The organism is Bacteroides sp. AM37-9, assembly GCF_003603455.1.
Taxonomy (GTDB): Bacteria; Bacteroidota; Bacteroidia; order Bacteroidales; family Bacteroidaceae; genus Bacteroides; species Bacteroides xylanisolvens.
Genome location: NZ_QTNF01000005.1, coordinates 25,015 through 51,916, shown reverse-complemented (window position 1 = coordinate 51,916; position 26,902 = coordinate 25,015). Strand labels below are relative to the sequence as shown.

Genomic DNA, 26,902 nt, shown 5'->3' with positions numbered 1-26,902 from the left:
GAAAGGTAGGAGAGAGGTAAATCAGCAGTTCAACCTACGAACATACTGAAAATAAAAATCCCCATAACCTTATCAGTTACAGGGATTTACTATATGGTAATTATTTGAATTACTTACTCAAGGCCTGAGCTACGTCAACAGCGCAAGCCACTGTACAACCTACCATAGGATTGTTACCAATTCCAAGGAATCCCATCATTTCTACGTGAGCAGGAACTGAGGATGAACCGGCGAACTGAGCGTCTGAGTGCATACGACCCATCGTATCTGTCATACCGTATGAAGCAGGACCGGCAGCCATGTTATCCGGGTGAAGAGTACGACCTGTACCACCACCTGAAGCTACAGAGAAATATGGTTTACCAGCAAGAACACGTTCTTTCTTGTAAGTACCTGCAACTGGATGTTGGAAACGAGTCGGGTTAGTAGAGTTACCTGTGATAGATACGTCTACACCTTCTTTCCACATGATAGCTACACCTTCGCGAACGTCGTCAGCACCATAACATTTTACTTTTGCACGAGGACCGTCAGAGTAAGCGATTTCGCGAACAACTTTCAGTTCACCAGTAAAGTAATCGAATTGAGTCTGAACGTATGTAAAGCCGTTGATACGAGAGATGATCTGAGCAGCGTCTTTTCCAAGACCGTTCAAGATACAACGCAACGGTTCTTTACGTACTTTGTCTGCTTTAGCAGCGATTTTGATAGCACCTTCAGCAGCAGCGAAAGATTCGTGACCTGCCAGGAAAGCGAAACATTTAGTTTCTTCACGCAGCAACATAGCAGCAAGGTTACCATGGCCGATACCAACTTTACGGTCGTCAGCTACAGAACCCGGGATGCAGAATGCTTGCAGACCGATACCGATAGCTTCAGCAGCTTCAGCAGCGTTTGTACAACCTTTTTTAATAGCAATGGCAGTACCTACAACATAAGCCCATTTTGCATTTTCAAAACAGATAGGCTGAGTTTCTTCACACGTTTTATAAGGATCAAGTCCATGAGCTTCACAGATAGCGTTAGCTTCTTCGATATCTTTGATGCCGTTAGCGTTCAAAGCAGCGATAATCTGTTTGATACGACGGTCTTGGCTTTCGAATTTTACTTCTCTAATCATTGTTTCTTTCCTCCTTATATTATTCGTGACGTGGATCAATAGATTTAACTGCTCCCTGTTCTGCTGTTACGCGTCCGTAAGTACCTGTAACTTTCTTCAAAGCTTCGTTAGCATCAGTACCCTTCTTGATTTCGTCCATGAACTTACCCATGTGTACGAATTCGTATCCGCAGATTTCGTCGTTCTTGTCCAAGAAGATTTGTTTGATATAACCTTCTGCCATTTCAAGGTAACGAGGACCTTTAGCCAAAGTACCATAAAGAGTACCTACCTGGCTACGCAGACCTTTACCCAAGTCTTCCAAACCTGCACCGATAATCAAACCACCTTCAGAGAAAGCTGATTGAGTACGTCCGTATACGATTTGCAAGAAAAGTTCGCGCATTGCAGTGTTGATAGCGTCACAAACAAGGTCAGTGTTTAATGCTTCAAGAACTGTTTTACCCGGAAGGATTTCAGAAGCCATAGCAGCTGAGTGAGTCATACCAGAGCAACCGATTGTTTCGATCAAGGCTTCCTGGATGATACCTTCTTTAACGTTCAGTGTCAGTTTACAAGCACCTTGTTGAGGAGCGCACCAACCGATACCGTGTGTCAAACCAGAAATATCAACGATTTCTTTAGATTTTACCCATTTGCCTTCTTCGGGTATGGGAGCCGGTCCGTGGTTAGGACCCTTCTTTACAACACACATGTGTTCCACTTCGTGTGAATAAGTCATAATTAGCTCTTTTTTTAAGTGATATAATTAAAAATACGTAGTCACGATTCTCTAAATCGCCCACAAAGGTAGTCGATTTATTTGTTTCTGCAAATCGCCTTTTATTACTTTTTTGTGAAAAGAGACAAATCTGTTTACGTTTTTTCGTCGTTTGTAAAGTCGGGATTGCATTTGTGAAAGATTGAGACCGCGAGAACTATCTATCCTGTGCTTTGTTGTTATTAGAAAAAGAAAATTTATGGAACTGAATCAGATAGATATACATTATTCAATAGCGGCAATTTGCGTTATTTCATCTGCGCTTGTGTTTTATACGATAGGTGTTTGGGGAGAACGTCTTCAAAGGAAATTAAAGTTTTGGCATATCATTTTCTTTCTTCTCGGGTTGCTGGCCGACACGGTGGGTACAAGCCTGATGGAGCATATTGCCGAACTTACTCATCTGCATGACGAAATGCATACGGTGACAGGGGCAATTGCTATTCTTCTGATGTTTGTACATGCGTTATGGGCGATATGGACCTATGTGAAGGGAACGCCTATAGAAAAGAGACATTTTAATCGTTTCAGCATTGTAGTTTGGTGCATTTGGCTTATACCTTATTTAATAGGAGTTTATTTGGGGATGCGATTACATGTATAATAAACAGCCTGAATAGAGCCGGCTATTCATAAATCACCTTACAATATTCTTGTCGGCTGACGATAGCCGGCGATTCGGACAACTATCGTTGTCTGATTAGCCGACTAGAGTTGACTGGATAGCCGACTGGAGTCGTCTGTTATTAAACAGTTGCTTTTCATTCGGGATATATATGCTATTTGCCTGTTTCTATTAATATAGCAAGTATTGGTTCTCACTATGTGGTGAAACTGTGAAATACATATTCTGTGAAGGATGTGAATACCGTGTTTTATATGATTTGTTCACAGGAAGTGTCTGTAAATGAGATGATATGGATCGTGTGAAGAACGTGGAGGACGGATAATGAAGTTAAGATTGGCAAGATTATGGAGAGATTATTACTGGATGTAGAATAAAATTCGTAGCTTTGCTGCATCATTATATAAAGAAGATTATGATCGAAGTTGTAGAATCAGCCTTACAAAAGGCTGCGGGTGAAGGAATGGATGAATTTATCCAGGCGTTTACAGATAAATATAAAGAGGTAATCGGTGGTGAATTGACTGCGGAGACGATGCCTTTGTTGACGGGAGAACAACATTCTTTGCTGGCTTATCAGATTTTTCGTGATGAGATGATGGTTGGCGGGTTCTGTCAATTGATTCAGAATGGCTATGGTGGTTATATCTTTGATAATCCGTTTGCGAAAGTGATGCGTTTGTGGGGAGCGGAAGAGTTTTCGAAATTAGTTTATAAGGCTAAGAAAATCTTTGATGCCAACCGGAAAGATTTGGAAAAGGAACGGACGGATGATGAATTTATGGCTATGTACGAGCAATATGAAGCTTTTGATGAGTTGGAAGAAGCCTATTTAGAGATGGAAGAACAAGTCACAGCATTGATTGCAAGCTACGTAGATGATCATTTGGAACTTTTTGCAAAAATAATAAAGTAACGGATGCAGTATTTTTTAAGTACTTGCATTTATTAATTATGAATTAGAATTTATATCTTTGCAAAATCTAAAAAATATGTTTATGAAACAAGTGAAATTTTTCTTGGTGGCTTTGATGGCTGTGGTTATGGGTATGTCAGTTACTTCTTGTATGAATGGAGATGATAACCACAATGTTACAATGACTGTTCCTGTTAAGTATAATTTTGGATCATTTCTGATGGGGGATGCAACTACGAAGTTGGTTCCAACTACAGAATTGGGCTTTTTGGATGGAAATATGTATATAATTTCATGCCAATATGACCAATCACAGGTGACAGCAAATAGTACTAGTATACCAGTTACTTTGCTATCTACTCCGCTTTGTATTGACCCTAAAGGTAATGAAGGTTTGAATCCTCAAAAAACGGAACCTACTAATCCTCTTTATTCATTGGATAAGCAACAGTCAAGTTTGGTTTATTATGACAAAAATACAATCGTTTTGACAATGCCATATTGGGTGAAAGTTACAAACTCTAGTGTTGAAGATTCAGAAGTAAAGAAGCATTCATTTGTTCTTTCTTATGATCCTGAAGCAATGACTGCCTCTGACACTAAGTTAAAACTATATATTAGCCATGTTGTTGAGGATGCAGGTGAGACCGTAACTCGTTCTAATTTTACATATGCTTATAGGGCTTATTCAATTAGAGCTGCTCTTGCTGCATTTAAGGAGAAAACAGGCAAATTACCGAAATACCTGGAACTGACAGCTGAAATCAATAACTCAAAAGATGAATTGGTCGATAAGGATGGGAAGGAAACTTCGGTTGAACGTTCGGTTGAATATGATTACGCATTTACAGAATAACATTGAACTACAAAGAACTATTTAACATAGCAATGAAATTGATTTCCTCTCCGGCCAAGGCCTGGGAGGAAATTTCTATGGAAGAGGATAGGCGAAAAGTATTTATGGCTTTTGTCTATCCTATGATTGGTTTATGCGGTCTGTCCGTATTCATCGGTTCGTTATTGACGAATGGGTGGGGAGGTCCGCAAAGTTTCCAGATAGCTATGACCAATTGTTGCGCCGTAGCTGTAGCCCTGTTCGGTGGCTATTTTCTGGCAGCTTATGCCATCAATGAAATGGGAACAAGGATGTTTGGTCTGCATAGCAATATGCCGTTGACACAACAGTTTGCAGGATATGCATTGGTTGTGTCTTTCCTGCTTCAGATAGTAACCGGACTATTACCTGATTTTAGAATTATTGCTTGGTTGCTGCAGTTCTACATCGTCTATGTGGTATGGGAGGGAGTTCCTATACTGATGGGAGTAGAAGAAAAACAACGATTAAAATACACCCTTTTGTCGTCTGTATTGTTAATACTATGTCCGGCGGTGATACAGATCGTGTTTAATAGACTGACGGCTATACTTAATTAATGAGTAAAGATGAAACAACCTCCTGTAAATATAAAGAATAAGCGGGCTACGTTTGATTACGAGCTGATAGATACCTACACAGCAGGTATTGTATTGACCGGTACGGAAATAAAATCCATTCGTTTGGGAAAAGCCAGTCTGGTAGATACGTTTTGCTATTTTACGAAAGGCGAATTGTGGGTGAAGAATATGCACATCGCCGAATATTTCTATGGATCGTACAATAACCATACGGCACGTAGAGAGAGGAAGTTGTTGCTTAATAAAAAAGAATTGGAGAAACTTCAGCGGGAGATGAAAAATCCCGGCTTTACGATTGTTCCTGTACGCTTGTTTATCAATGAGAAAGGTTTGGCGAAACTGGTAGTCGCTTTGGCGAAAGGTAAGAAAGAATACGATAAACGAGAATCTATAAAGGAGAAAGACGACCGTAGAGATATGGCAAGAATGTTCAAGCGGTAAGTAAAAAACGCTATAAGATAAACGCCGGACTGCGAAGTGTCTGGCAGAAGATGGCAGAGTAGGTATTTAGGTATTAATGTGATAGGGTAATGAAAAAGACAATTTCTCAAGTCGTATCCGAGCGCATCCTTATTCTGGATGGGGCAATGGGTACAATGATTCAACAATATAACCTCAAGGAAGAAGATTTTCGTGGTGAACGGTTTGCGCATATCCCCGGACAGTTGAAAGGGAATAACGACTTATTGTGTCTTACACGTCCCGACGTGATTCAGGATATTCATCGTAAATACCTGGAAGCAGGTGCGGATATCATCGAAACCAATACATTCAGTTCGACTACAGTTTCTATGGCTGATTATCACGTAGAAGAATACGTGCGTGAGATGAATCTGGCAGCCGTAAAACTAGCCCGTGATCTTGCCGACGAGTACACTGCAAAGAATCCTGATAAACCGCGTTTTGTAGCCGGCTCTGTGGGACCAACCAATAAAACCTGCTCTATGAGCCCGGACGTGAACAATCCGGCTTATCGTGCTTTGAGTTACGACGAACTGGCTGCATCCTATCAGCAACAGATGGAAGCAATGCTTGAAGGTGGCGTAGACGCCATTCTGATCGAAACAATCTTTGATACCCTGAATGCTAAAGCTGCTATTTTTGCAGCCGAACAGGCAATGAAAGCAACAGGCGTCGAAGTCCCTGTCATGTTATCTGTAACGGTGTCCGATATTGGCGGACGAACATTGTCCGGCCAGACATTGGACGCATTTCTTGCTTCCGTACAACATGCCAATATCTTTTCTGTCGGTTTAAACTGTTCTTTCGGAGCCCGCCAATTGAAACCATTCCTTGAACAACTGGCAGCTCGTGCACCTTATTATATTAGCGCCTATCCGAATGCCGGATTACCGAATAGCCTGGGTAAGTATGACCAGACACCTGCTGATATGGCTCACGAAGTGAGAGAATATATCGAAGAAGGACTAATCAATATCATTGGCGGCTGTTGTGGAACGACGGATGCCTATATTGCCGAATATCCCGCCCTCGTGAAAGGTGCTAAACCTCACGTCCCTGCTCTTGCACCGGATTGTATGTGGCTTTCCGGACTTGAACTGTTGGAAGTCAAACCGGAAATTAACTTTGTAAATGTCGGCGAACGTTGCAACGTAGCCGGTTCTCGTAAATTTCTCCGTCTGGTAAACGAAAAGAAATATGATGAAGCTCTCTCCATCGCCCGTCAACAAGTGGAAGACGGTGCTTTGGTGATTGACGTCAATATGGATGACGGACTGTTGGATGCAAAGGAGGAGATGACTACTTTCCTGAATCTTATCATGTCCGAACCGGAAATAGCCCGTGTTCCGGTAATGATTGACTCTTCCAAATGGGAAGTGATTGAAGCCGGCCTGAAATGTCTGCAAGGAAAGTCAATCGTTAACTCCATTTCTCTGAAAGAAGGCGAGGAAGTTTTCCTCGAACATGCCCGTATCATCCGCCAATATGGAGCGGCCGCCGTCGTAATGGCTTTTGATGAGAAAGGTCAGGCAGATACAGCCGCCCGTAAAATAGAAGTTTGCGAACGGGCTTACCGTCTTTTGGTAGATAAAGTAGGTTTTAATCCTCATGATATTATTTTTGACCCCAATGTACTTGCCGTAGCCACAGGGATTGAAGAACATAATAACTATGCCGTAGATTTCATTGAAGCTACCGCATGGACCAAAAAGAACCTTCCGGGTGCTCATATTAGCGGAGGAGTCAGTAACCTTTCTTTCTCTTTCCGTGGCAATAATTATATCCGTGAGGCGATGCACGCTGTATTCCTTTATCATGCCATTCAGCAAGGAATGGACATGGGGATTGTGAATCCGGGTACTTCCGTGTTATATAGTGATATCCCGACCGATGTATTGGAAAAGATAGAAGATGTCGTCTTGAATCGTCGTCCGGACGCTGCGGAACGTCTGATAGAATTGGCGGAATCGCTGAAAGCAACTATGAGCGGAACTGCCGGACAACCAGCTGCCAAACAAGATGCGTGGAGAGAAGAATCCGTTCAGGAACGCTTGAAATATGCCTTGATGAAAGGAATCGGAGATTTCCTTGAACAGGATTTGGCGGAAGCATTGCCGCTTTATGATAAAGCAGTCGATGTGATTGAAGGCCCGTTGATGGATGGAATGAATTATGTAGGTGAGTTGTTTGGTGCCGGTAAGATGTTTCTTCCCCAGGTTGTGAAGACTGCCCGTACGATGAAAAAAGCCGTAGCTATCCTGCAGCCGATTATCGAATCGGAAAAAGTGGAAGGAAGCGCCGCGGCTGGAAAAGTGTTGCTGGCAACTGTAAAGGGCGATGTGCACGATATTGGAAAAAATATTGTAGCGGTGGTGATGGCTTGCAATGGTTATGATATTGTAGACTTGGGAGTGATGGTGCCGGCGGAAACCATTGTGCAGCGTGCCATTGAAGAAAAAGTGGATATGATCGGATTGAGTGGTCTGATTACTCCCTCTTTGGAAGAAATGGCGCATGTGGCTTTGGAACTCGAAAAAGCAGGACTGGATATTCCTCTTCTGATTGGTGGGGCTACTACATCGAAAATGCATACGGCATTGAAGATTGCTCCTGTCTATCACGCTCCGGTGGTACATCTGAAAGATGCTTCCCAGAATGCAAGTGTTGCTTCCAAATTATTGAATCCACAGCTGAAAGCCGAATTGGTGAACGAACTGAATAGCGAATATGAGGCGCTTCGTGAAAAAAGCGGTCTGCTGAAACGTGAAACGGTTTCATTGGAAGAGGCGCAGAAAAATAAGTTGAATCTGTTTTAAATAGTATCACAATGAAAAAGATTTTCTCTTTCTTATGTCTGATTGCAGCAATAGTTGTTGCTATGAGCGCATGTTCTTCTACCAAAGAAGAAAAAGGAACGTCCGAAACCGGAAATGCTGCTTTGGATAATATCTTCGCACGTAAAAGTGTGCGTACTTATCTGAATAAGGGAGTGGAGAAAGAGAAAATAGACTTGATGCTTCGTGCCGGAATGGCTGCCCCTTCGGGTAAAGATGTCCGTCCTTGGGAGTTTATAGTAGTATCCGACCGTGCCAAACTGGATTCAATGGCTGCTGCGCTTCCTTATGCAAAGATGTTAACCCAAGCCCGTAACGCTATCATTGTCTGCGGAGATTCTGTACGTTCGTCTTATTGGTATTTGGATTGTTCAGCAGCAGCGCAAAATATTCTGCTGGCTGCCGAAAGTCTGGGACTGGGGGCTGTATGGACAGCTGCCTATCCTTATGAAGACCGTATGCAGGTGGTACGCAAATATACCAACCTACCTGATAATATCCTTCCGCTTTGTGTCATTCCTTTCGGCTATCCGGCTACAAAAGAGAACCCGAAACAGAAATTTGACGAGAAAAAGATACATTATAATCAGTATTAGTGAGCAAAAGTTTTGTCTTTTCAATAATTTCCTTACATTTGCAACGCTAATTAAAATCTGATACGCAAATGTTTGGAATAGACGACCCTTTTATAATTCTGCCTTACCTTCTTTCGGTGGTATGTGTGATCTTTGCTGCCTGGTTTGGGCTGAAGTATTGGAATAAGGACGACGAAAAAGACGAAACTCGATGAATACATTTACACTCGGCTTGATTGTGATAGGATATCTCCTGTCACTTGCTTACCTCGGCTTTTTGGGATACAAGAAAACAACGAATACCAGTGACTATCTGGTAGGCGGACGTCAAATGAATCCTATTGTTATGGCACTTTCTTACGGTGCTACGTTTATCTCTGCATCTGCTATTGTAGGTTTTGGAGGAGTGGCGGCAGCTTTCGGAATGGGTATTCAGTGGCTCTGTTTTCTGAATATGTTTATTGGGGTTGTCATTGCTTTTATCTTTTTCGGTTTACGCACCCGGCGTATGGGTGCAAAACTGAATGTGAGCACTTTTCCTCAATTATTAGGCCGTCATTTTCGTTCCCGTAATATACAGGTATTTATTGCTGCTGTTATTTTCATCGGAATGCCGCTTTATGCAGCAGTTGTGATGAAAGGTGGAGCTGTATTTATCGAACAGATCTTTCAGATTGATTTCAATATCTCTTTGTTGATATTTACATTGGTTATTGCTGCTTATGTTATTGCAGGCGGTATGAAAGGAGTCATGTATACAGATGCGTTGCAGGCAGTAATCATGTTCGGTTGCATGCTGTTTCTATTATTCTCTTTATACCAGGTGCTCGGTATGGGTTTTACCGAGGCGAATAAAGAGTTGACTGCTATTGCTCCGTTAGTCCCGGAAAAATTTAAAGCATTGGGACATCAGGGATGGACTGCAATGCCTGTTACAGGTTCACCACAATGGTACTCACTTGTTACTTCCCTTATTTTAGGAGTAGGAATCGGATGTCTTGCGCAACCCCAGCTAGTGGTTCGTTTTATGACTGTAGAGAGTAGCAAACAATTAAACCGCGGTGTATTTATCGGTTGTTTCTTTTTGATTATAACCGTAGGAGCTATCTATCATGCCGGAGCTTTGAGTAACCTTTTCTTCTTGAAAACAGAAGGAGTGGTTGCTACCGAAGTAGTGCAGGACATCGATAAGATTATTCCATATTTTATTAATAAAGCGATGCCCGACTGGTTTGCCGCACTCTTTATGTTATGTATCCTTTCGGCTAGTATGTCTACACTAAGTTCGCAATTCCATACAATGGGTGCTTCGGTAGGTTCTGATATTTATGGAACTTATAAACCCCGTTCGCGGAATAAACTGACCAATGTGATTCGTCTGGGAGTATTGTTCTCTATTTTGGTCAGCTACATTATTTGCTATATGTTGCCTCATGATATTATCGCCCGTGGAACTTCTATCTTTATGGGGATTTGTGCTGCTGCTTTCCTTCCAGCCTATTTCTGTGCTTTATATTGGAAGAAAGCTACTAAGCAGGGTGTCATGGCAAGTCTTTGGGTCGGAACAATCGGTAGCCTGTTTGCCCTTGTATTTCTTCATCAGAAAGAATCTGCAGCATTAGGTATCTGCAAAGCATTATTTGGACGGGATGTATTGATTGCCACTTATCCTTTCCCTGTGATTGATCCGATATTATTTGCCTTACCATTATCTGTATTAGCCATCATCGTAGTCAGCTTAATAACCAAAAAATAAGTATTAAGTAAGTATCAAGTATTAAGTATTACGCCATGCGGATAAGCCCTCAAAGGCCACGGTTAATACTTAATACTTGATACTTAATATTAATCATGCTTTTATTTTCTTCTTGTAGGATTCGTAACGCGACATGATATCACGGACGAAGTTGTAAGTCTCGATACCACGGAAATACCCGTTTTTGCAGACAGGGTCGGTAAAGTATTCTTCATTGCTTTTGAGCAGGATGAAGTTTTCTACATTGTCTTTCCATACTAGTTTGTTCTTTCCGTATTTTTCGGCTAGCGCCATCGCATCGTATATATGTCCCAAGCCGGCATTATAAGATGCCAGAATGAAGTTGAGTCGTTCCTGTTTGTCGGGAATCATACTGAAACTGCGGTCAGTGGCGGCGATATATTTAATAGCCGCTTTCACACTTTCCTCCGGGTTCTGCTCCTTGCCGGGAGGTACTCCCATTGCCCGGGCGGTGGCAGGCATTAACTGCATCAGTCCTTTGGCGCCAGCCCAGGAAACAGCTGTGGTATCGAAATTAGATTCAGTATAGGCTAGTGACGCCAGCATACGCCAATCCCATCCAATATCTTTGGAATACTTTCTGAATAAATCATCATAATGAGATATTTTCCCCTCTTTCAATGAAAGAATAGGAGAGTGGGGCATCATTTTACTATTCTCAAAATAACGTTTCATACTGGCAGTGTAGGCAGGAGAGGTCATATTTTCCTGATGCCATTTAGTAGCGGCGGCTGCCAGTTCGGGGCTGTCTTTTCGTACTGCCCACGAAGACCGTTGATCGAAACTGATAGACAGATCGATATTTAAATTAGGATAATAGGTCTTATTTAATTTTGCCAAGTCATTATCAGCTACTGTATACGGAATTTTTCCTTGCGCCACTTGCGTTATCAAGTCCTCGATGGTAGTACTGTCATTGGTAACTTCATGAATCCGGATGCCGCCTCCTAATTCGCTGTTCAGGTTGACGAGGCGGTCGTAATATTTCCCCGGCTTTACGTATATATCTTTTTCTACCAGTTCGGTTACGTCTTTTAATGGCTTCTGTTTTCCTCTTCCTTGCTGAACAATCACTTGATGGGTGATGACATCTTCACCACAATAAAGCAGACTGTCTTTCCACTCTTTGGTGATAGGCAGATTATAGGCAATCATATCTCCTTCGCCTGCCCGCAATTTTTGAATCATCTCGTCAACGCTGTTGGCAACTTCAATCCTAAGCTTTAGTCCCAGACTTTTGGCAAACTGCTCGCTAAGTTCATACTGGAATCCCATTTCCTGTCCCCGGTAAATAAAATAGGAAGTAGAGCTATACAATGTCAATACAACGAGTTCGCCACTATCTTTTATTTGTGGAAGATCACGTGTGGATTCATCCGTTGTACTATGTTGCTTGTTCCGGCATCCGAACACACAACAGAACAATACGAGGAATAAAGGGATAATCAGTGTCTTGACATTCATACCTGACATTTTGCTTTTAACTCTCCATTCTCCACTCTCAACTCTTCAAGTGTTTCTTGATGTACATAGTCAGTATATCAATAGCTACCTTATTACTGCCGCCTTCCGGTACAATAAGGTCGGCATATCGTTTGCAAGGTTCGATAAATTGCAGGTGCATAGGCTTTAAAACCCGTGTATAGCGTTCCATTACAGCTTCGGCAGTACGTCCGCGCTCAATAACATCTCTTTGGATAACACGTATCAGGCGTTCGTCGGGATCGGCATCTACAAAGATTTTAAGGTCCATCATATTGCGTAGCTTTTTATCACATAAAGCAAGGATTCCTTCAATGATAACCACTTCACGAGGTTCGATATGAATCGTTTCGGGCTGGCGCGTACAAGTGAGATAAGAATAGGTAGGCTGTTCGATGCTATTTCCTTCTTTCAGCATCATGACATGTTTGGATAGTAGGCTCCATTCAAAAGCATCGGGATGGTCAAAATTGATATTCTGGCGTTCTTCAACCGGGACATGACTACTGTCTTTGTAGTATGAATCCTGTGGTAAGAGTACTACTTCCCCTGCGGGGAGACTTTCTATAATTTTCCGTACGACGGTGGTCTTTCCGGAGCCTGTTCCGCCTGCTATTCCTATAATTAACATCTCTTTAAATGTATATTTGAACCAAATAGAGTATTTTTGCATTACTATTAATGCGATGATTGCATTAACAAGACAAATATAGAAACAATTCATTAAAATAACAACGTAATGGTAAAACACATTGTATTATTTAAGTTAAAAGACGAAGTTCCTGCTGAAGAGAAACTGGTAGTCATGACTAAATTCAAGGAAGCGATAGAAGCTCTTCCTGCTAAAATCTCTGTCATTCGCAAAGTGGAAGTCGGATTGAATATGAATCCTGGTGAAACATGGAATATTGCGCTTTACAGTGAGTTTGATACACTAGAAGATGTGAAATTCTACGCAACACATCCCGACCACGTAGCTGCCGGTAAGATTTTGGCTGAAACGAAGGAAAGCCGTGCATGCGTAGACTATGAATTATAAACCCCAAAAATAAAGATGAGAAAAATAATTTCTTTCCTGCTTTTAAGCTTTGTTGTATATGCATTGCAAGCGCAGATCAAAGATCCGGTAAAGTTTAAAACAGAACTGACACCTCTCTCCGATACGGAGGCAGAGGTGGTGTTTACGGCTGCCATTGATAAAGGTTGGCATGTTTATTCTACCGACCTGGGAGATGGCGGTCCTATTTCTGCAACATTTAATGTTGATAATAAATCGGGTGTCGAGCTTGTCGGTAAACTGAAACCTGTGGGCAAAGAAGTAGCTACTTTCGATAAATTGTTCGAAATGAAGGTACGTTATTTCGAGAATACAGCAAAGTTTGTGCAGAAAGTGAAATTTACGGGTGGAGCTTACGCGATAGAAGGTTATCTGGAATACGGAGCTTGTGATGACGAGAGTTGTCTGCCTCCTACTCAAGTGCCATTCAAGTTTTCGGGAGTAGCAAAAGCCGGAAATGCTGCCGCAACGAAAACAGAACAATCGAAAGCAGAACAACCGGAACAAAAAGTAGTGGATAAGGCAGATAAGAAAGAAGAGGCAACTTCTGTTGCTTCGAAAGACTCATCTGCTATGATGGAGTTGGTGCCTGCAACTACAACGGAAGCAGCCACGGATATTCAGCCGGCAGTTGCCTCTAGTGAACTTTGGAAACCCGTTATCAGTGATCTGCAAGCATTAGGTGAGGAGCACGGTCAGGAAGATATGTCCTGGATATATATATTTATTACAGGGTTTCTTGGAGGATTATTGGCTTTGTTCACTCCTTGTGTGTGGCCGATTATTCCAATGACAGTCAGCTTTTTCCTGAAACGCAGTAAAGACAAAAAGAAAGGAATTCGTGATGCGTGGACGTATGGTGCATCTATCGTAGTGATTTATGTGGCATTAGGTTTGGCTATCACGTTGATTTTCGGTGCCAGCGCATTAAACGCTTTATCTACCAATGCTATTTTCAACATTCTCTTCTTCCTGATGTTGGTGATTTTTGCCGCTTCATTCTTTGGAGCGTTTGAAATCAGACTACCCTCGAAATGGGGAAACGCAGTAGATAGCAAAGCGGAATCTACGACCGGATTACTAAGTATTTTCCTGATGGCTTTTACGCTTTCATTGGTATCTTTCTCTTGCACAGGTCCGATTATCGGATTTCTGCTGGTACAGGTATCTACCACAGGAAGTGTGGTTGCTCCGGCAATCGGTATGTTGGGATTTGCCATTGCTTTGGCATTGCCGTTTACACTTTTTGCCCTGTTCCCGTCTTGGCTGAAATCTATGCCGAAGTCCGGTGGATGGATGAATGTAATCAAAGTAACGCTGGGTTTCCTCGAATTGGCGTTTGCGCTTAAATTCTTGTCGGTAGCTGACTTGGCTTATGGTTGGAGACTGCTTGACCGTGAAACATTCCTGGCTCTGTGGATTGTAATCTTTGCTTTGCTTGGATTCTATCTGTTGGGTAAGATCAAATTTCCGCATGATGACGATGATAATAAGGTGGGAGTCACCCGTTTCTTTATGGCATTAATCTCTTTAGCGTTTGCCGTATATATGGTTCCCGGTTTGTGGGGAGCACCATTGAAGTCTGTATCTGCATTTGCTCCGCCTATGCAGACGCAAGACTTCAATTTGTATAAGAACGAAGTACATGCGAAATTCGATGATTATGATTTAGGCATGGAATATGCCCGTCTGAACGGAAAACCCGTTATGCTCGACTTTACTGGATATGGTTGCGTAAACTGTCGTAAGATGGAAGCAGCGGTGTGGACTGATCCGAAAGTGAGTGATTTGATTAATAACGATTATGTATTGATTACTCTCTATGTGGATAATAAGACTCCGTTGACCGAGCCCGTAAAGATAATCGAGAACGGTACAGAACGTACTTTGCGTACTGTCGGCGATAAATGGAGTTATCTGCAACGTGTGAAATTCGGAGCCAACGCCCAGCCTTTCTATGTATTGTTGGACAATCAGGGCAAACCGTTGAATAAGTCGTATGCTTATAACGAAGATATTCCTAAGTATATCGAATTCTTGCAGACCGGATTGGAGAATTATAAGAAAGGGAAAAATTAAAATCTTCGATAAGACACAGTCTTGAATGATAAATGAAATAAAAGCGCTCTCATCTTTTCGGTGAGAGCGCTTTTATTTTTTTATTTCAGAAAAAATACATACGTTTGTAACATCATAACAATACCTTTGTGCCCAAAAATAAAGAAAATATGTACGCAACAGACACTCTTGTAAATGAACGGGAATTGGTTCTCCGTCTGATAGACGGAGATGAAGAGGCCTTTTGCGAACTTTATGCCGCTTACAAGAATCGTTTGCTCTACTTCGCCCTGAAGTTCGTCAAGTCGCGTGAATTTGCTGAAGATATTTTTCAGGATGCATTTACGGTAGTCTGGCAAACTCGTCGTTTCATCAATCCCGAAGCCTCTTTTTCTTCCTACCTTTATACCATCGTACGTAATCGTATTTTGAATCAGTTGCGTGACATGGCTAATGAAGATCAGTTGAAAGAACAGATTCTTTCTCAAGCGATCGATTCAACAAACGAGACCAATAACCATATTTTGCTCAATGATTTGAAAGAGATTGTTGCCCGTGCATTGGAACAATTGACACCCCGCCAACGGGAAGTGTTCAAAATGAGCCGTGAGTTACAGATGTCTCATAAAGAAATAGCCGAAGCGTTGGGTGTCTCTGTTCATACGGTGCAGGAACATATTTCTGTTTCTCTGAAAGTGATTCGTTCTTATCTGACTAAATATTCAAGTACATCAGCTGATATACTTTTGATTCTATTTTGTTTGAATTTATAATAAATGTTAATCACACCCTAGCTCTTTCTTACTTTTGTGTATTACTTATACAAAGGGAAGGAAATTAATATCCTTATTTTGAATGTATGATGAAAGATACTAAAACAGAAAAAGATAAATTGCATCGTTACCTGGATGACCTTTATACCCGGGAAGAGGCTTCGCAACTTTTGCAAAGCATAAAAGAGGCAGAAAACCAAGATTTATTGGATGAACTGGCAGCAGAGGTTTGGGAAGAATCCGGGAACTTGCAACCTGCTACTGATTTGGAACGGGAAAAATATAAGAGAGAGGCACGTCAGTTATTGAAACGTATTGAACACAAAAAACGTACCTGGTTCCGTCGGGCGTCTGTGGTGGCGGTTAGTACGGCGGCTGTCATAGCCATTATAATAGGGAGTGTCAACTTTTTCCGGTATATGAATGAGCAGCAGGTCACGCTTGCCGAAGTCACCACTTCTTTTGGTGAAAAAAGGCAAGTGACTTTGCCGGATGGAACTCTTTTGGTATTGAATTCTTGTTCTCAAGTGCGTTATCCGGAACGTTTTGTGGGAGATAGCCGTGAAATAGAACTTGAAGGTGAGGGATATTTCCGTGTTGCCCGTAATGAAAAGATGCCATTTGTTGTAAAGACGAAGCGGCTGGATGTTCGGGTATTGGGTACTCGTTTTGATGTCAAGTCCTATTCAACGGATGAGATTGTATCTGTGAGTGTGGAGAGTGGTAAAGTACAGGTTGATTTACCGGAAGCGATGATGAGGCTGACTGCAAAAGAGCAAGTGCTTATCAATACGGTTTCCGGTGAATATAGTAAGAAAACAGAAGATAGGGGAGTGGCTGTCTGGATGAAAGGAGGTTTACGTTTCTACAGTACACCGATTCGGGATGTGGCAAAAGAACTGGAGCGTGTATATAATTGCCGGATTACTTTTGCTCCCGGTCAGGATTTCAACAACTTGATTACCGGTGAGCACGATAATAAGAGTCTGGAGGCCGTACTTAAATCCATCGAATTTATCAGTGGTGATATCAAATATAAGAAAGAAGGCATTAATGTCCTTCTTTATAAAGAATGAGATGAAGAAAAGATAATGTTTAACCTTTAAAAGAATAATAGATGAAAACAGCCCCTTCATGAACCCCCTAAAATGATAGAAGCACTCCAAAGGAATGCCCCTATCCGCAATCCGGACGGATATTCATAAGCTTCGACCCAAATGAATAACGTATCGCGTATTGCTTGTTTTTAATAACTTTAGTCAATTACTAAAACGCACAAATTTATGAATAATCTTCTTATTTGTAAAGGGATAAGTAAAAATAGCTGTTCGTTTTTAGCTTTTTTACTATTCACCTTCATTTTAATTGTTCCGGCTGCTGCTCAAACACTGAAAGAGCACGATATAACGCTTCGCGTGCAAAATGAGCCGGTAGAAAGTGTTTTCAATAAAATCAGCAAACAGACTAATTTTAAATTTCTCTATGACCAGGAGACAGTGAACAAAGCTCCGAGAGTTTCTTTCGACATTAAAAATGCTTCATTAAAACAGATTCTGGGCGAGATAACCACCCAGGCCAAACTTTATTTCAATAGGACCGATCATACAATTGCTGTCAGCAAACAGCCGCTTAAAAAGGAAGAAACAGCTCAACGTACACGCACTATCCAGGGAATTGTTGCAGATGATAAAGGAGAACCGGTGATTGGTGCCAGTGTTCAGATTAAAGGAGAAGGCAGTGGTACCATTACCGATATCGACGGACGTTATTCAATCATGAATGTACCGGAATCTGCCACACTGACTATTTCTTATATCGGCTATAAAACGGTGAATATCTCTGCAAAAGATAAGAATACGGCAAAAATCACGTTGGTGGAAGATAGTAAGATGATCGATGAAGTAGTCGTGGTAGGCTATGGCGTTCAGAGAAAAAGAGATGTTTCTACTTCTATTTCTTCCGTGAAAGCTGAACAAATAGCAGAAGTTTCCGCTTCCGATTTTCGTCAGGCGTTGGCGGGAAAAATGCCGGGAGTACAGGTGACGCAACCTAGTGGTGATCCGGAAGGAAGCGTAAGTATCCGTGTTCGTGGTATCAGCACAGTGAATGCAGGTAGTGATCCTCTCTATATTATCGACGGTGTACCGGTGGAACGTGGATTTGCCAATCTGAATAATAATGATGTTGAATCTGTAGAAGTTTTGAAAGATGCTTCTTCGGCAGCTATTTATGGTAGTCGTGGATCGAATGGTGTAATTATTATCACGACCAAACAGGGGCAGTCGGAGAAAATGAAAGTGCAGTATGATGGATATTATGGTATCCAGAGTGTTTCGAAGAAACTTTCAATGATGAATGCATATCAGTTTGCCGAATTTGCAAAAGATGGGCATGACAACGCCTATCTGGATGCCAATCCCGGTGGATCACCGGACGATCCGAATGGAATGCGTCCCAACTCATGGGAACGTATCCCCACCGAACTCTTTCCTTATCTGAATGGTGACAAAGGACTGACCGATACGGACTGGCAAGACGCTATATTCCGTACTGCTGCTACTACCAGCCACAATGTATCTATTTCCGGCAGAGGAAAAACAGTCGGTTATTTTATTTCAGCCAACTATTATGATAAAGAAGGTATTATCATTAATTCCGATTTTAAGAAATATAGTATGCGTATGAATTTGGACGGGAAATATAAAAGACTGAAATTCGGTCTGAATTTTTCTCCTTCTTATTCTACTTCCAACCGGGTAGATGCTTCCGGGTCTAACGGTATTGTGCAATCAGCCTTGATGATGCCTCCGGTATGGCCGGTGTATAATGCGGATGGAAGTTATAACTATCAGGGAAACGGATATTGGAGAATTGGAAATGACTATCAGCACAATGCCGTATTAAACCCGGTAGCCATGGCAAACCTCCAATCGGATGTTGTAGATCGTATGGCTATTGTGGGAAAAGTCTTTGCGGAATTGGAGTTATATAAAGGGCTTACCTATAACATTTCTTTTGGTGGTGATTATTACGGTTCGCATAACGATCAATACCGTTCATCGGAACTTCCGTTATTGGGACAGAAATATTATGATGTGAAGTCGAATCCTACTGCATACAGTTCATCCGGTTTTTATTTCAACTGGTTGGTTGAGAATAAAATCAATTATAATACGACCATCAAGGATGCTCATTCTATCAATGTCGTTTTAGTGCAATCGGCTCAAAAAGAAACATATAAAGGTGATAATGTAACGGCTACCGATTTCCCGAATGACTATATACAAACAATTTCCGGAGGTACGGTGACGAAAGGTGCATCTGATAAAACACAGTGGACAATTGCTTCTTATCTGGCACGTGTACAATATAGCTATAAAGGTAAGTATATGGCTTCAGCAGCCATTCGTGCAGACGGTTCTTCCCGTTTCGGAAAAAACAACCGTTGGGGATATTTCCCTTCTGCTTCTTTTGCATGGAGAATAAGTGGAGAAGACTTTTTCACGAAAGCAAAATTCCTGTCATTTGTTGATGACTTGAAACTTAGAGCCAGTTATGGAGTTACCGGTAATTTTCAGATTGGTAATTATGACCACCTGTCTCTGATGGCTTCCGATAATTATATACTCGGTACAGGCAATGGACAGTTGGTGAATGGATATAAACCTAGTACCATAAAAAACGAGGATTTGAGTTGGGAAAAGAATGCGATGGTGAATGTAGGTATTGATTTACAAATGTTCAAAGGATTGTTGGGGCTGACTGTGGATTATTACAATACCAACACTTCTAATATGTTGTTGAACGTACCTGTTCCTCATCTGACCGGATATAGCACTGCATTGATGAATATCGGTAAAGTGAACAACAGGGGATGGGAAATAGCATTGACCTCGCAGAAGAATATAACGAAAGATTTCGGTTATTCATTCAATGCCAATTATGCTACAAATACAAACGAAGTAAAGGCGCTCGGTCCGGGTAATGCTCCTATCATATCTACCGGTAGCGTAGATCATGCGTATTACATAACGAAAGTTGGTGAACCTATCGGCTGTTATTATCTGTTGGTGCAGGATGGTATTTTCTCCAATGAAGAAGAATTGAAGAAATATCCTCATTTCAGCAATACCAAGCCCGGAGATTTCCGGTTTGTGGATGTAGATGGAGACGGCGTGATGGACTTGGATAAAGACCGTGCGATAGTAGGTAACTATATGCCTGATTTCACCTATGGATTCGGAGGAAAAGTGTGGTTTAAGGGATTTGATCTTGATTTCAATTTCCAGGGAGTGTATGGTAATGAGATTCTGAACTTGAATCGCCGTTACATTGATAATCTGGAAGGCAATACCAATGGTACTACCATCGCCTTGAATCGTTGGAAGAGTCCGGAAGATCCGGGAAACGGTCAGGTGAATCGTGCCAATCGTAAATCAAAAGGTTATAATGGACGTACGTCAACCTGGCATTTGGAAGATGGTTCTTATCTGCGGTTGCAGAATGTGACACTGGGATATACTCTGCCGAAGAATCTGACCCAGCGCTTTTTTGTAGAAAAGTTGAGAGTATACGTTTCCGGACAAAATCTCTGGACTTCAACTAATTATAGCGGATACAATCCGGAAGTGAATGCCCGGCCGTCTAATTCTCTTTCACCGGGTGAGGACTATGGTACTTATCCATTGGCTAAAACATTCTTATTCGGATTGAATATAACTCTTTAATCATCCTTTAAAATACACGTTGTATGAAAAAATATAAACTAATACTATTCTTGTCAACTGCTTTTCTATCAGTTGCTTGTACAGATAGTTTCTTCGATTTGGAACCAAGTAGCAGTGTGCCTACCGATAAAGTATATAAGACAGCAGACGATTTTAATGTAGCTGTGATGGGATGTTACTCTAAATTGCAGACACAGGTTTCCTATTTTACGGAGTGTTGCGAATATCGGAGTGATAATTTGACATTGAGCGCACCTACTGCCGGAACGCAGGACCGTTATGATATCGACCAGTTTGCAGATAAAGCTTCTAATGGAATCCTGGAAAATGCTTGGGCGAATTTTAATAATGGAGTCTATCGTTGTAATCTTATATTAGATAGGATTGATGAAGCCAACTTTGACGCTACTCTGAAAAAACAATATAAAGGAGAAGCCCTTTTCATTCGTGCACTTACCTATTTTAATATGTATCGTCTGTGGGGAGGAATACCTATGACTAATAAGGTGGTAACAGTGGCCGAAGCTCTGAAAATCGGACGTAGTTCAGACCAGCAGGTTTATGATTTCCTTGTCGGTGATTTGAATCAGGTTATTAATGAAAGTATGTTGCCGTCTTCTTATGCAAGTGCCGATATGGGACGAGTGACTTCCAGTGCTGCAATGGCACTGCTCGGCAAGATTTACCTCACTTTCCATAAATGGACGGAAGCTCGAAATGTGTTATCTCAATTGATAGGTAAGTATTCTCTGATGACTACTCCGGACCGGGTTTTTGATGTAAATAATAAAATGAATGATGAGATCATTTTTGCTGTTCGCTTTAATAAGGATGTGGAAGGAGAAGGGCATGGATACTGGTTCTCTATTATTAACCTGACCGACGATACCAATCAGACAAAGGCGCTGAAAGAATGTTATAAAGACGGGGATAAGCGGAAAGATTTGATTACTTATGTAAAGGTGGAAGATAAGGTCTGTGTCATGAATAAATTTAAAGATGTCAAGAGCGCGACTTATAACACTGTTGGTAATGACCAGATTATTCTCCGTTATGCCGATGTATTGTTGATGTACGCAGAAGCTTTGAATGAAATTAGTTACAGTAATTTGCAGAATTCAGAAGCCTTGGTTGCTTTGAATGCTGTACATACCCGTGCCGGATTGTCTCCGATTTTGATTACAGAGTTACCCGACCAGGATAGTTTCCGTAGTGCGATCATGCTGGAACGTCAACAGGAATTTCCTTATGAGGGACAGCGTTGGTTCGATTTGGTACGTATGGGAGGTGCTAAGGAAGCCATGAAAGCAGAAGGACATATTATTCAGGATTACCAATTCCTGTATCCTATTCCCAAAACGGAATTGGAAAGAATAAACAACACAGAATTGTTGTGGCAGAATACGGGATATTAATAGGGTTAAACTAAAAGAATTCAGACAATGAAAAAAATAATATATAGCTTGTTGTTTATTCTCACAGTAGTTTTTACTGCTTGTGAAGAAGAGCTGCCAAAAGCGAATTTCGATTTATATGAACTGAAGTCACTTACGGCAACAGCCGGAGATATGAATGTGACTCTTGCTTGGGAGGCATACGAAAATGCCCGGCCTAATGAATATTTGATTCTTTGGACTTCTGGATCGTCAGACGCGGAAGGAGGTGAGATGACTGTGGATGCAAAAACGATGACTGCCACAATCAATAATCTGGTGAATGACGTTGCTTACACTTTTTCTGTACAGCCTCGTTATACAGGAGGATTGGCTAGTAAAACGACCGCTGCCTGTACGCCGAAGAATGCGAGATACCCGATTTCTGATCTGACGGCAGCAGCCGGCAATGAAAGAGTGCGTTTGAGATGGACAAAACCTGCCAGTGAACGTTTTACCCGTTATCAGGTTACTGTTAATCCGGGCAATCAGATTATCAATCTGGATGATACTTCATTGGAAGAATACATTGTTGACGGGTTGACTAACGATCAGGAATATACGTTCAACGTAGTTTGTGTTTATCCTACAGGCAATTCTATTCCAGTGGAAACTTCAGCTACTCCGGGATTGATCTATCCTATTCTTGCCAATACGGAACTGGTCGTGTGGGAACCTTGCGCCTTTGCTTATAACGATATGTATTTTATGGCAGGTGAAGTGAAATCGGTAAGCTGGGATTTTGGTGATGGTACGACATCAGGAGAAAACAACCCTGTACATGCATTTGCTACTACCGGAACTTATACAGTAGCTGTTACGGTGACTTATGTAAATAACACAACCGAGTCGGGTAGTCTGGCTGTTACAGTCGGCAATTATAAATGGAATTCTGTCGATTTGAACTTTGGCGGACTTACCGGATATGTAAAGACTTCCAATCCGGTGTTCTCTCCGGATGGAAAAACAATGTACACTCCAACATCTACTCCTGCAGGGCATTTATTTGCTATTGATGTAGTGAGCGGTGAATTCAAATGGGTGTTTGCTATCAGTGAGATAACGTATGGTGGAGGTGCGTTGGTGGCTCCTGATGGTACTATATATCAGTGTGTAAGAAATGCTACTATTAATAATGTATATGCTATAAATCCGAACGGAACTCAAAAGTGGGCGGTTAAATTGGATGCTGCGATAGGTGCTTTTCCTGCATTGTCTGCCGATGGTGTCCTTTACTGTCTCACCAATAAGAGTACGTTGTATGCCCTCGATGCATCCAGTGGCATTATAAAATGGCAACAATCCCTTGACGGAGCAACAGGTAGTGCGGTAGCTATTGATAAAGCCGGAAATGTTTATGCGGGTACAAGTGCTGCTATTTATGCTTTTAAACCGAATAAGGATCAGATATGGAAATTGGAAGAAGTAAATGTGACAGAACAGGCTACGTTTGCTTTGAAAGATCAGATGCTTTATGCGACGTTGAAAGGAGGCGGACTTGTTGCTGTCGATATGACAAACGGGACAAAGATATGGACGTATCCGACTACGAAAGGTGATGCCTATTTCCCGATTGTAGATAAAAATGGTAATATCTACTTTACAGAGAAAGGAGCGCAGACAGTTCATGCAGTAAATGCCAACGGGGCTAAAATCTGGGAGAAAAAGGTAGGCAACAATTTGAATTACAGTGGAGGTACCTTGAGCACGGATGGTATTCTTTATATAGGTACTCAATCAGGAAACAAAGTATTGGGACTTGATATTACTAATGGAAACATTGTTTTTGAAGAAACTGTAGGACAACAAGTCATGGCAGCTGTTACTATTGGTCCGGACAAACGGCTTTATTGCGGAACGATCGGATCTGGTAATATCGGTGCTGTCAAAGCATTTGATATTAATAAGACTTTGGAGACAGACTCCTGGAGTATTCGTGGTGGTGATATTCAAGGTACAAACCGTCAAAAGTAAGTGATGATGAGAATCTCGGTTTTTATTGTATTTATGACGATGACAATGGGAGTATATGCACAGAAATATAAAGTAGGTACTACTACAGCTTTGTGGAAAGTACCTGCTTCCACAGATTTTTCTCAAGCTCGGTCTGTGGGGCTAGAGTATGTGGAAGTTGCATTTAACCAGTGTTATAGAGGCGTTCCGGCAAATGAGGTCATTCCTCGTGTTCGGGATATGAAAGCAAAAATTGATAGTGCCGGTATCAAAGTCTGGTCTATACATCTTCCTTTTTCCCGCACGCTGGATATATCGGTTCTCGATGAAAAGAAAAGGAAAGAAAATGTAGATTTTATGGCGGAGATGATTGAACAGTGTGCTCAATTTCAACCGAAATGTTTAGTTCTGCATCCAAGTTCTGAACCGATTGACGACAGTATTCGGGCACAAAGAATAGCCAATGCTTCCAGGTCTATTGCTTATCTGAAGAAATATGCGGATCAGATAGGAGCACAGTTATGTATAGAGAATCTGCCGCGGACTTGTTTGGGAAATACTCCTGAAGAACTTGGGGAGATCATCAAAGACATTCCCGGTGTGAAGGTTTGTTTTGATACCAATCATTATACAAAAGGAACGACGGAACATTTTGTAGAAACCATTGGTGAACGTATTGGTACCATACATGCTTCGGATTTTGATTTTGTCAACGAGTGCCACTGGCTTCCTACGCAAGGCGATATTAAGTGGGGAAAGTTAATGCACGCACTCGAAGGAGTCGGTTATGAAGGAGTTTTCATGTATGAAGCGACTAAAGATCACGAAAGCCATGATACACGTCCAACCCCGGAACGGGTCGTTGAAACTTTCAATAAAATAATTAATGATTATAAAACACTGAAATAAGATGGATATAATAAGAAAAATTCAATATTTACTGTTTTGCCTTTTGGCAATAGGTTTTGTTGCTTGCGATGCTGATGACAACAACAGTACCGAAACAGGTCATGAAGGAATCCTTACTCAATTGGCAGAGGAAGTGGATGCCACAGCACAACAGTTGTGGAGTTCTTCTCCTTTGATTGTCAATGCCGGACGTACTGCTACTTTGACCAAAATTCAGGGGTATGCGGATAAATGTAAAAATGATTATTTTGTCAGCTATCTGAATGGCTTCGACCAAGCAAGTACAAGTATGGAAAAGTGCGATCCTATTATCTATTTTTATCGGAGTGCATTTGACCGCGTGATGGATGGAATTAAAAACTCAAAAGTGGAAAATGGTACGGCAGAGATTTGGGCACTCTATAATATGGGGTATGTGGTTAAGACTCCGTCAGGGTGTTTTGCTATTGACATATCTCATCGTTGGGCAAAAGAACTGGCACCTTATATTGATTTTCTCTGCGTCACTCATAAGCATTCCGATCATTATAACAATGATCTTATTCAGGCTATGTTTGATTTAGGCAAACCGGTATTGTCTAACTACCTGAAAGATACGACATATCCTTATACCGCAAAAGGAGATAAAGATTATGAAATAGGAAAATTCAAAATTAAAACCTGTATCACCGATCACAACAATTCCGGGTTATCTAATTTTGTGACTGTATTTTCGATTGATTGTGGTGAAGATACCGGTAACTTCGTCTTTATGCATGTAGGAGACTCCAACTATAAACCGGAACAATATACGAATCTGGCTTCTCATGTGAATGTATTGATACCACGTTACGCTCCCAATGCACTGACTGAAAATAATATTCTGGGTTCAGGTGCAGGGCAGGTAGAACCGGATTATGTCTTGTTATCGCATATTCTGGAACTTGCTCATGCCGGTGTTGACGAATCAAGATGGTCATTGGAACTGGCACTCGAACGGGCTTCGAAGATTAACTGTGAACAGACCTATGTACCAATGTGGGGAGAAAAAATGGTCTGGAAAAACAATAAACTGAATTAAAATTCTTAATGTTTGCATTTATGAAACGGATATGTAACTTCATACTTCTTCTATGTTTGGTACAACTGGCTGTTGCCCAAAATAGAATAACTGAAATCAGAGAAAACCTGTTAGGAAATCATCCTGATAAAATACTGGTTGTATCACATCGGGCTGACTGGCGTAATGCTCCGGAAAACTCATTGCAAGGTATACAGAATTGCATTGATATGGGAGTCGATATGGTAGAGATCGATTTGAAAAGAACCAAAGACGGACATTTGGTAGTGATGCATGATAAAACAATCAATCGCACCATGAACGGAAAAGGACTGGTGGAAGATTATACACTGGCAGAATTGAAAGCGATGCGCCTTAAAAATGGGGTAGCTTGTAAAACAAGACATCAAATTCCTACATTGGAGGAAGTCATGTTGCTCTGCAAAGGTAAGATAATGGTAAATATTGATAAGGGCTATGATTATTTTCAGGAGGCTTATGCCGTACTCGAGAAGACAGGGACAGTCGACCAGTGTGTTATCAAAGCCGGGCTTCCTTATGAACAAGTGAAAGCTGAAAACGGTGCTGTGTTGGATAAAGTAATTTTTATGCCTATTGTACAGTTGCACAAAGAAGGAGCCGAAGCTATTATTGACAGTTATCAGACTCACATGAAGCCTGCTGCTTATGAATTAGTATTCGACAATGATAGCCCGGAGGTTCTTAACCTGATAAAGAAAGTGCGTGATACAGGTTCTAACTTGTTTATCAATTCTCTATGGCCCGAACTATGTGGCGGTCATGATGATGACCGTGCGGTGGAACTCTATCAACCGGAAGAAAGCTGGGGATGGATCATTAATCAGGGAGCGAAATTAATTCAAACCGATCGTCCTGCGCTGTTATTGGAGTATCTGCGCAAAAAGAAACTTCACGACTAACCGTAT

Annotated in this window: 23 protein-coding genes; 19 read left to right on the top strand and 4 right to left on the bottom strand. The window is 41.5% G+C overall.

Annotation, left to right across the window (positions count from 1 at the left end):
* Positions 1-109: 109 nt before the first annotated feature.
* Both DW862_RS05180 and DW862_RS05175 read right to left on the bottom strand, forming a co-directional pair.
* Positions 110-1,120: a GGGtGRT protein gene (locus DW862_RS05180; protein WP_004315991.1), complete on the bottom strand. Its 1,011-nt coding sequence runs from the start codon at positions 1,118-1,120 to the stop codon at positions 110-112.
* 19 nt (positions 1,121-1,139) lie between these two features.
* Positions 1,140-1,841: an iron-sulfur cluster assembly scaffold protein gene (locus DW862_RS05175; protein WP_004296942.1), complete on the bottom strand. Its 702-nt coding sequence runs from the start codon at positions 1,839-1,841 to the stop codon at positions 1,140-1,142.
* A gap of 238 nt (positions 1,842-2,079) precedes the next feature.
* Here DW862_RS05175 and DW862_RS05170 point away from each other — a divergent pair, with 238 nt between their 5' ends.
* From DW862_RS05170 to DW862_RS05135, 9 genes are all read left to right on the top strand, one after another.
* The gene (locus DW862_RS05170; RefSeq protein ID WP_004315990.1) at positions 2,080-2,484 is read left to right on the top strand and encodes an HsmA family protein; all 405 of its coding nucleotides are present in this window, start codon (positions 2,080-2,082) and stop codon (positions 2,482-2,484) included.
* Positions 2,485-2,920: 436 nt separating this feature from the next.
* Complete coding sequence (locus DW862_RS05165; protein ID WP_008021714.1) at positions 2,921-3,421, top strand: DMP19 family protein; 501 nt, start codon at positions 2,921-2,923, stop codon at positions 3,419-3,421.
* A gap of 82 nt (positions 3,422-3,503) precedes the next feature.
* Positions 3,504-4,277, top strand: coding sequence for a hypothetical protein (locus tag DW862_RS05160; RefSeq protein WP_117809150.1), 774 nt, complete (start codon positions 3,504-3,506; stop codon positions 4,275-4,277).
* Positions 4,278-4,309: 32 nt separating this feature from the next.
* Entirely contained in the window at positions 4,310-4,855 is a 546-nt protein-coding gene (locus DW862_RS05155; RefSeq protein WP_008021718.1) for a Yip1 family protein, read from the top strand.
* Between the two features lie 9 nt (positions 4,856-4,864).
* Positions 4,865-5,317 (top strand): SsrA-binding protein, encoded by a 453-nt coding sequence (gene smpB / locus DW862_RS05150; RefSeq protein ID WP_008643258.1) that lies wholly within the window; start codon positions 4,865-4,867, stop codon positions 5,315-5,317.
* An 89-nt stretch (positions 5,318-5,406) separates the two neighbouring features.
* Complete coding sequence (metH, locus tag DW862_RS05145) at positions 5,407-8,154, top strand: methionine synthase (protein WP_120067396.1); 2,748 nt, start codon at positions 5,407-5,409, stop codon at positions 8,152-8,154.
* A gap of 11 nt (positions 8,155-8,165) precedes the next feature.
* Positions 8,166-8,768, top strand: coding sequence for a nitroreductase family protein (locus DW862_RS05140; RefSeq protein WP_004315984.1), 603 nt, complete (start codon positions 8,166-8,168; stop codon positions 8,766-8,768).
* A gap of 68 nt (positions 8,769-8,836) precedes the next feature.
* Complete coding sequence (locus DW862_RS26710; RefSeq protein ID WP_004296931.1) at positions 8,837-8,962, top strand: symporter small accessory protein; 126 nt, start codon at positions 8,837-8,839, stop codon at positions 8,960-8,962.
* Positions 8,959-10,503 carry a sodium:solute symporter gene (locus DW862_RS05135; protein WP_087318208.1) on the top strand — a complete coding sequence of 515 codons (1,545 nt, stop codon included), beginning with the start codon at positions 8,959-8,961 and terminating at the stop codon, positions 10,501-10,503. The genes DW862_RS26710 and DW862_RS05135 overlap by 4 nt, the downstream gene beginning before the upstream one ends.
* Positions 10,504-10,596: 93 nt before the next feature.
* Here the strand turns inward: DW862_RS05135 and DW862_RS05130 are convergent, their stop codons facing one another.
* Both DW862_RS05130 and udk read right to left on the bottom strand, forming a co-directional pair.
* Positions 10,597-11,988, bottom strand: a complete 1,392-nt coding sequence (locus DW862_RS05130) for a transglycosylase SLT domain-containing protein (RefSeq protein ID WP_120067395.1) — start codon at positions 11,986-11,988, stop codon at positions 10,597-10,599.
* A gap of 37 nt (positions 11,989-12,025) precedes the next feature.
* A complete protein-coding gene (udk, locus tag DW862_RS05125; RefSeq protein WP_032811070.1) occupies positions 12,026-12,637 on the bottom strand; it encodes a uridine kinase in 612 nt (203 codons plus the stop codon).
* Between the two features lie 108 nt (positions 12,638-12,745).
* Here udk and DW862_RS05120 point away from each other — a divergent pair, with 108 nt between their 5' ends.
* The 10 genes from DW862_RS05120 (at position 12,746) to DW862_RS05075 (ending at position 26,896) form a co-directional block, all read left to right on the top strand.
* Positions 12,746-13,045: a Dabb family protein gene (locus DW862_RS05120; RefSeq protein ID WP_004315980.1), complete on the top strand. Its 300-nt coding sequence runs from the start codon at positions 12,746-12,748 to the stop codon at positions 13,043-13,045.
* A gap of 15 nt (positions 13,046-13,060) precedes the next feature.
* Positions 13,061-15,142: a cytochrome c biogenesis protein CcdA gene (locus DW862_RS05115; protein WP_165861881.1), complete on the top strand. Its 2,082-nt coding sequence runs from the start codon at positions 13,061-13,063 to the stop codon at positions 15,140-15,142.
* 149 nt (positions 15,143-15,291) lie between these two features.
* Complete coding sequence (locus tag DW862_RS05110; protein ID WP_009040891.1) at positions 15,292-15,894, top strand: RNA polymerase sigma-70 factor; 603 nt, start codon at positions 15,292-15,294, stop codon at positions 15,892-15,894.
* A gap of 86 nt (positions 15,895-15,980) precedes the next feature.
* Positions 15,981-16,970, top strand: a complete 990-nt coding sequence (locus DW862_RS05105; protein WP_165861880.1) for a FecR family protein — start codon at positions 15,981-15,983, stop codon at positions 16,968-16,970.
* Between the two features lie 207 nt (positions 16,971-17,177).
* Positions 17,178-20,621: a TonB-dependent receptor gene (locus DW862_RS05100; RefSeq protein WP_120067393.1), complete on the top strand. Its 3,444-nt coding sequence runs from the start codon at positions 17,178-17,180 to the stop codon at positions 20,619-20,621.
* Positions 20,622-20,644: 23 nt separating this feature from the next.
* Complete coding sequence (locus DW862_RS05095) at positions 20,645-22,036, top strand: RagB/SusD family nutrient uptake outer membrane protein (RefSeq protein ID WP_120067392.1); 1,392 nt, start codon at positions 20,645-20,647, stop codon at positions 22,034-22,036.
* Between the two features lie 27 nt (positions 22,037-22,063).
* Positions 22,064-24,028, top strand: coding sequence for a PQQ-binding-like beta-propeller repeat protein (locus DW862_RS05090; protein ID WP_120067391.1), 1,965 nt, complete (start codon positions 22,064-22,066; stop codon positions 24,026-24,028).
* A gap of 6 nt (positions 24,029-24,034) precedes the next feature.
* The gene (locus DW862_RS05085) at positions 24,035-24,916 is read left to right on the top strand and encodes a sugar phosphate isomerase/epimerase (RefSeq protein WP_117809104.1); all 882 of its coding nucleotides are present in this window, start codon (positions 24,035-24,037) and stop codon (positions 24,914-24,916) included.
* A 1-nt stretch (position 24,917) separates the two neighbouring features.
* Complete coding sequence (locus DW862_RS05080; RefSeq protein ID WP_120067390.1) at positions 24,918-25,976, top strand: MBL fold metallo-hydrolase; 1,059 nt, start codon at positions 24,918-24,920, stop codon at positions 25,974-25,976.
* Positions 25,977-25,996: 20 nt separating this feature from the next.
* Positions 25,997-26,896, top strand: a complete 900-nt coding sequence (locus tag DW862_RS05075; protein WP_120067447.1) for a glycerophosphodiester phosphodiesterase family protein — start codon at positions 25,997-25,999, stop codon at positions 26,894-26,896.
* The last annotated feature ends 6 nt before the right edge of the window (positions 26,897-26,902 follow it).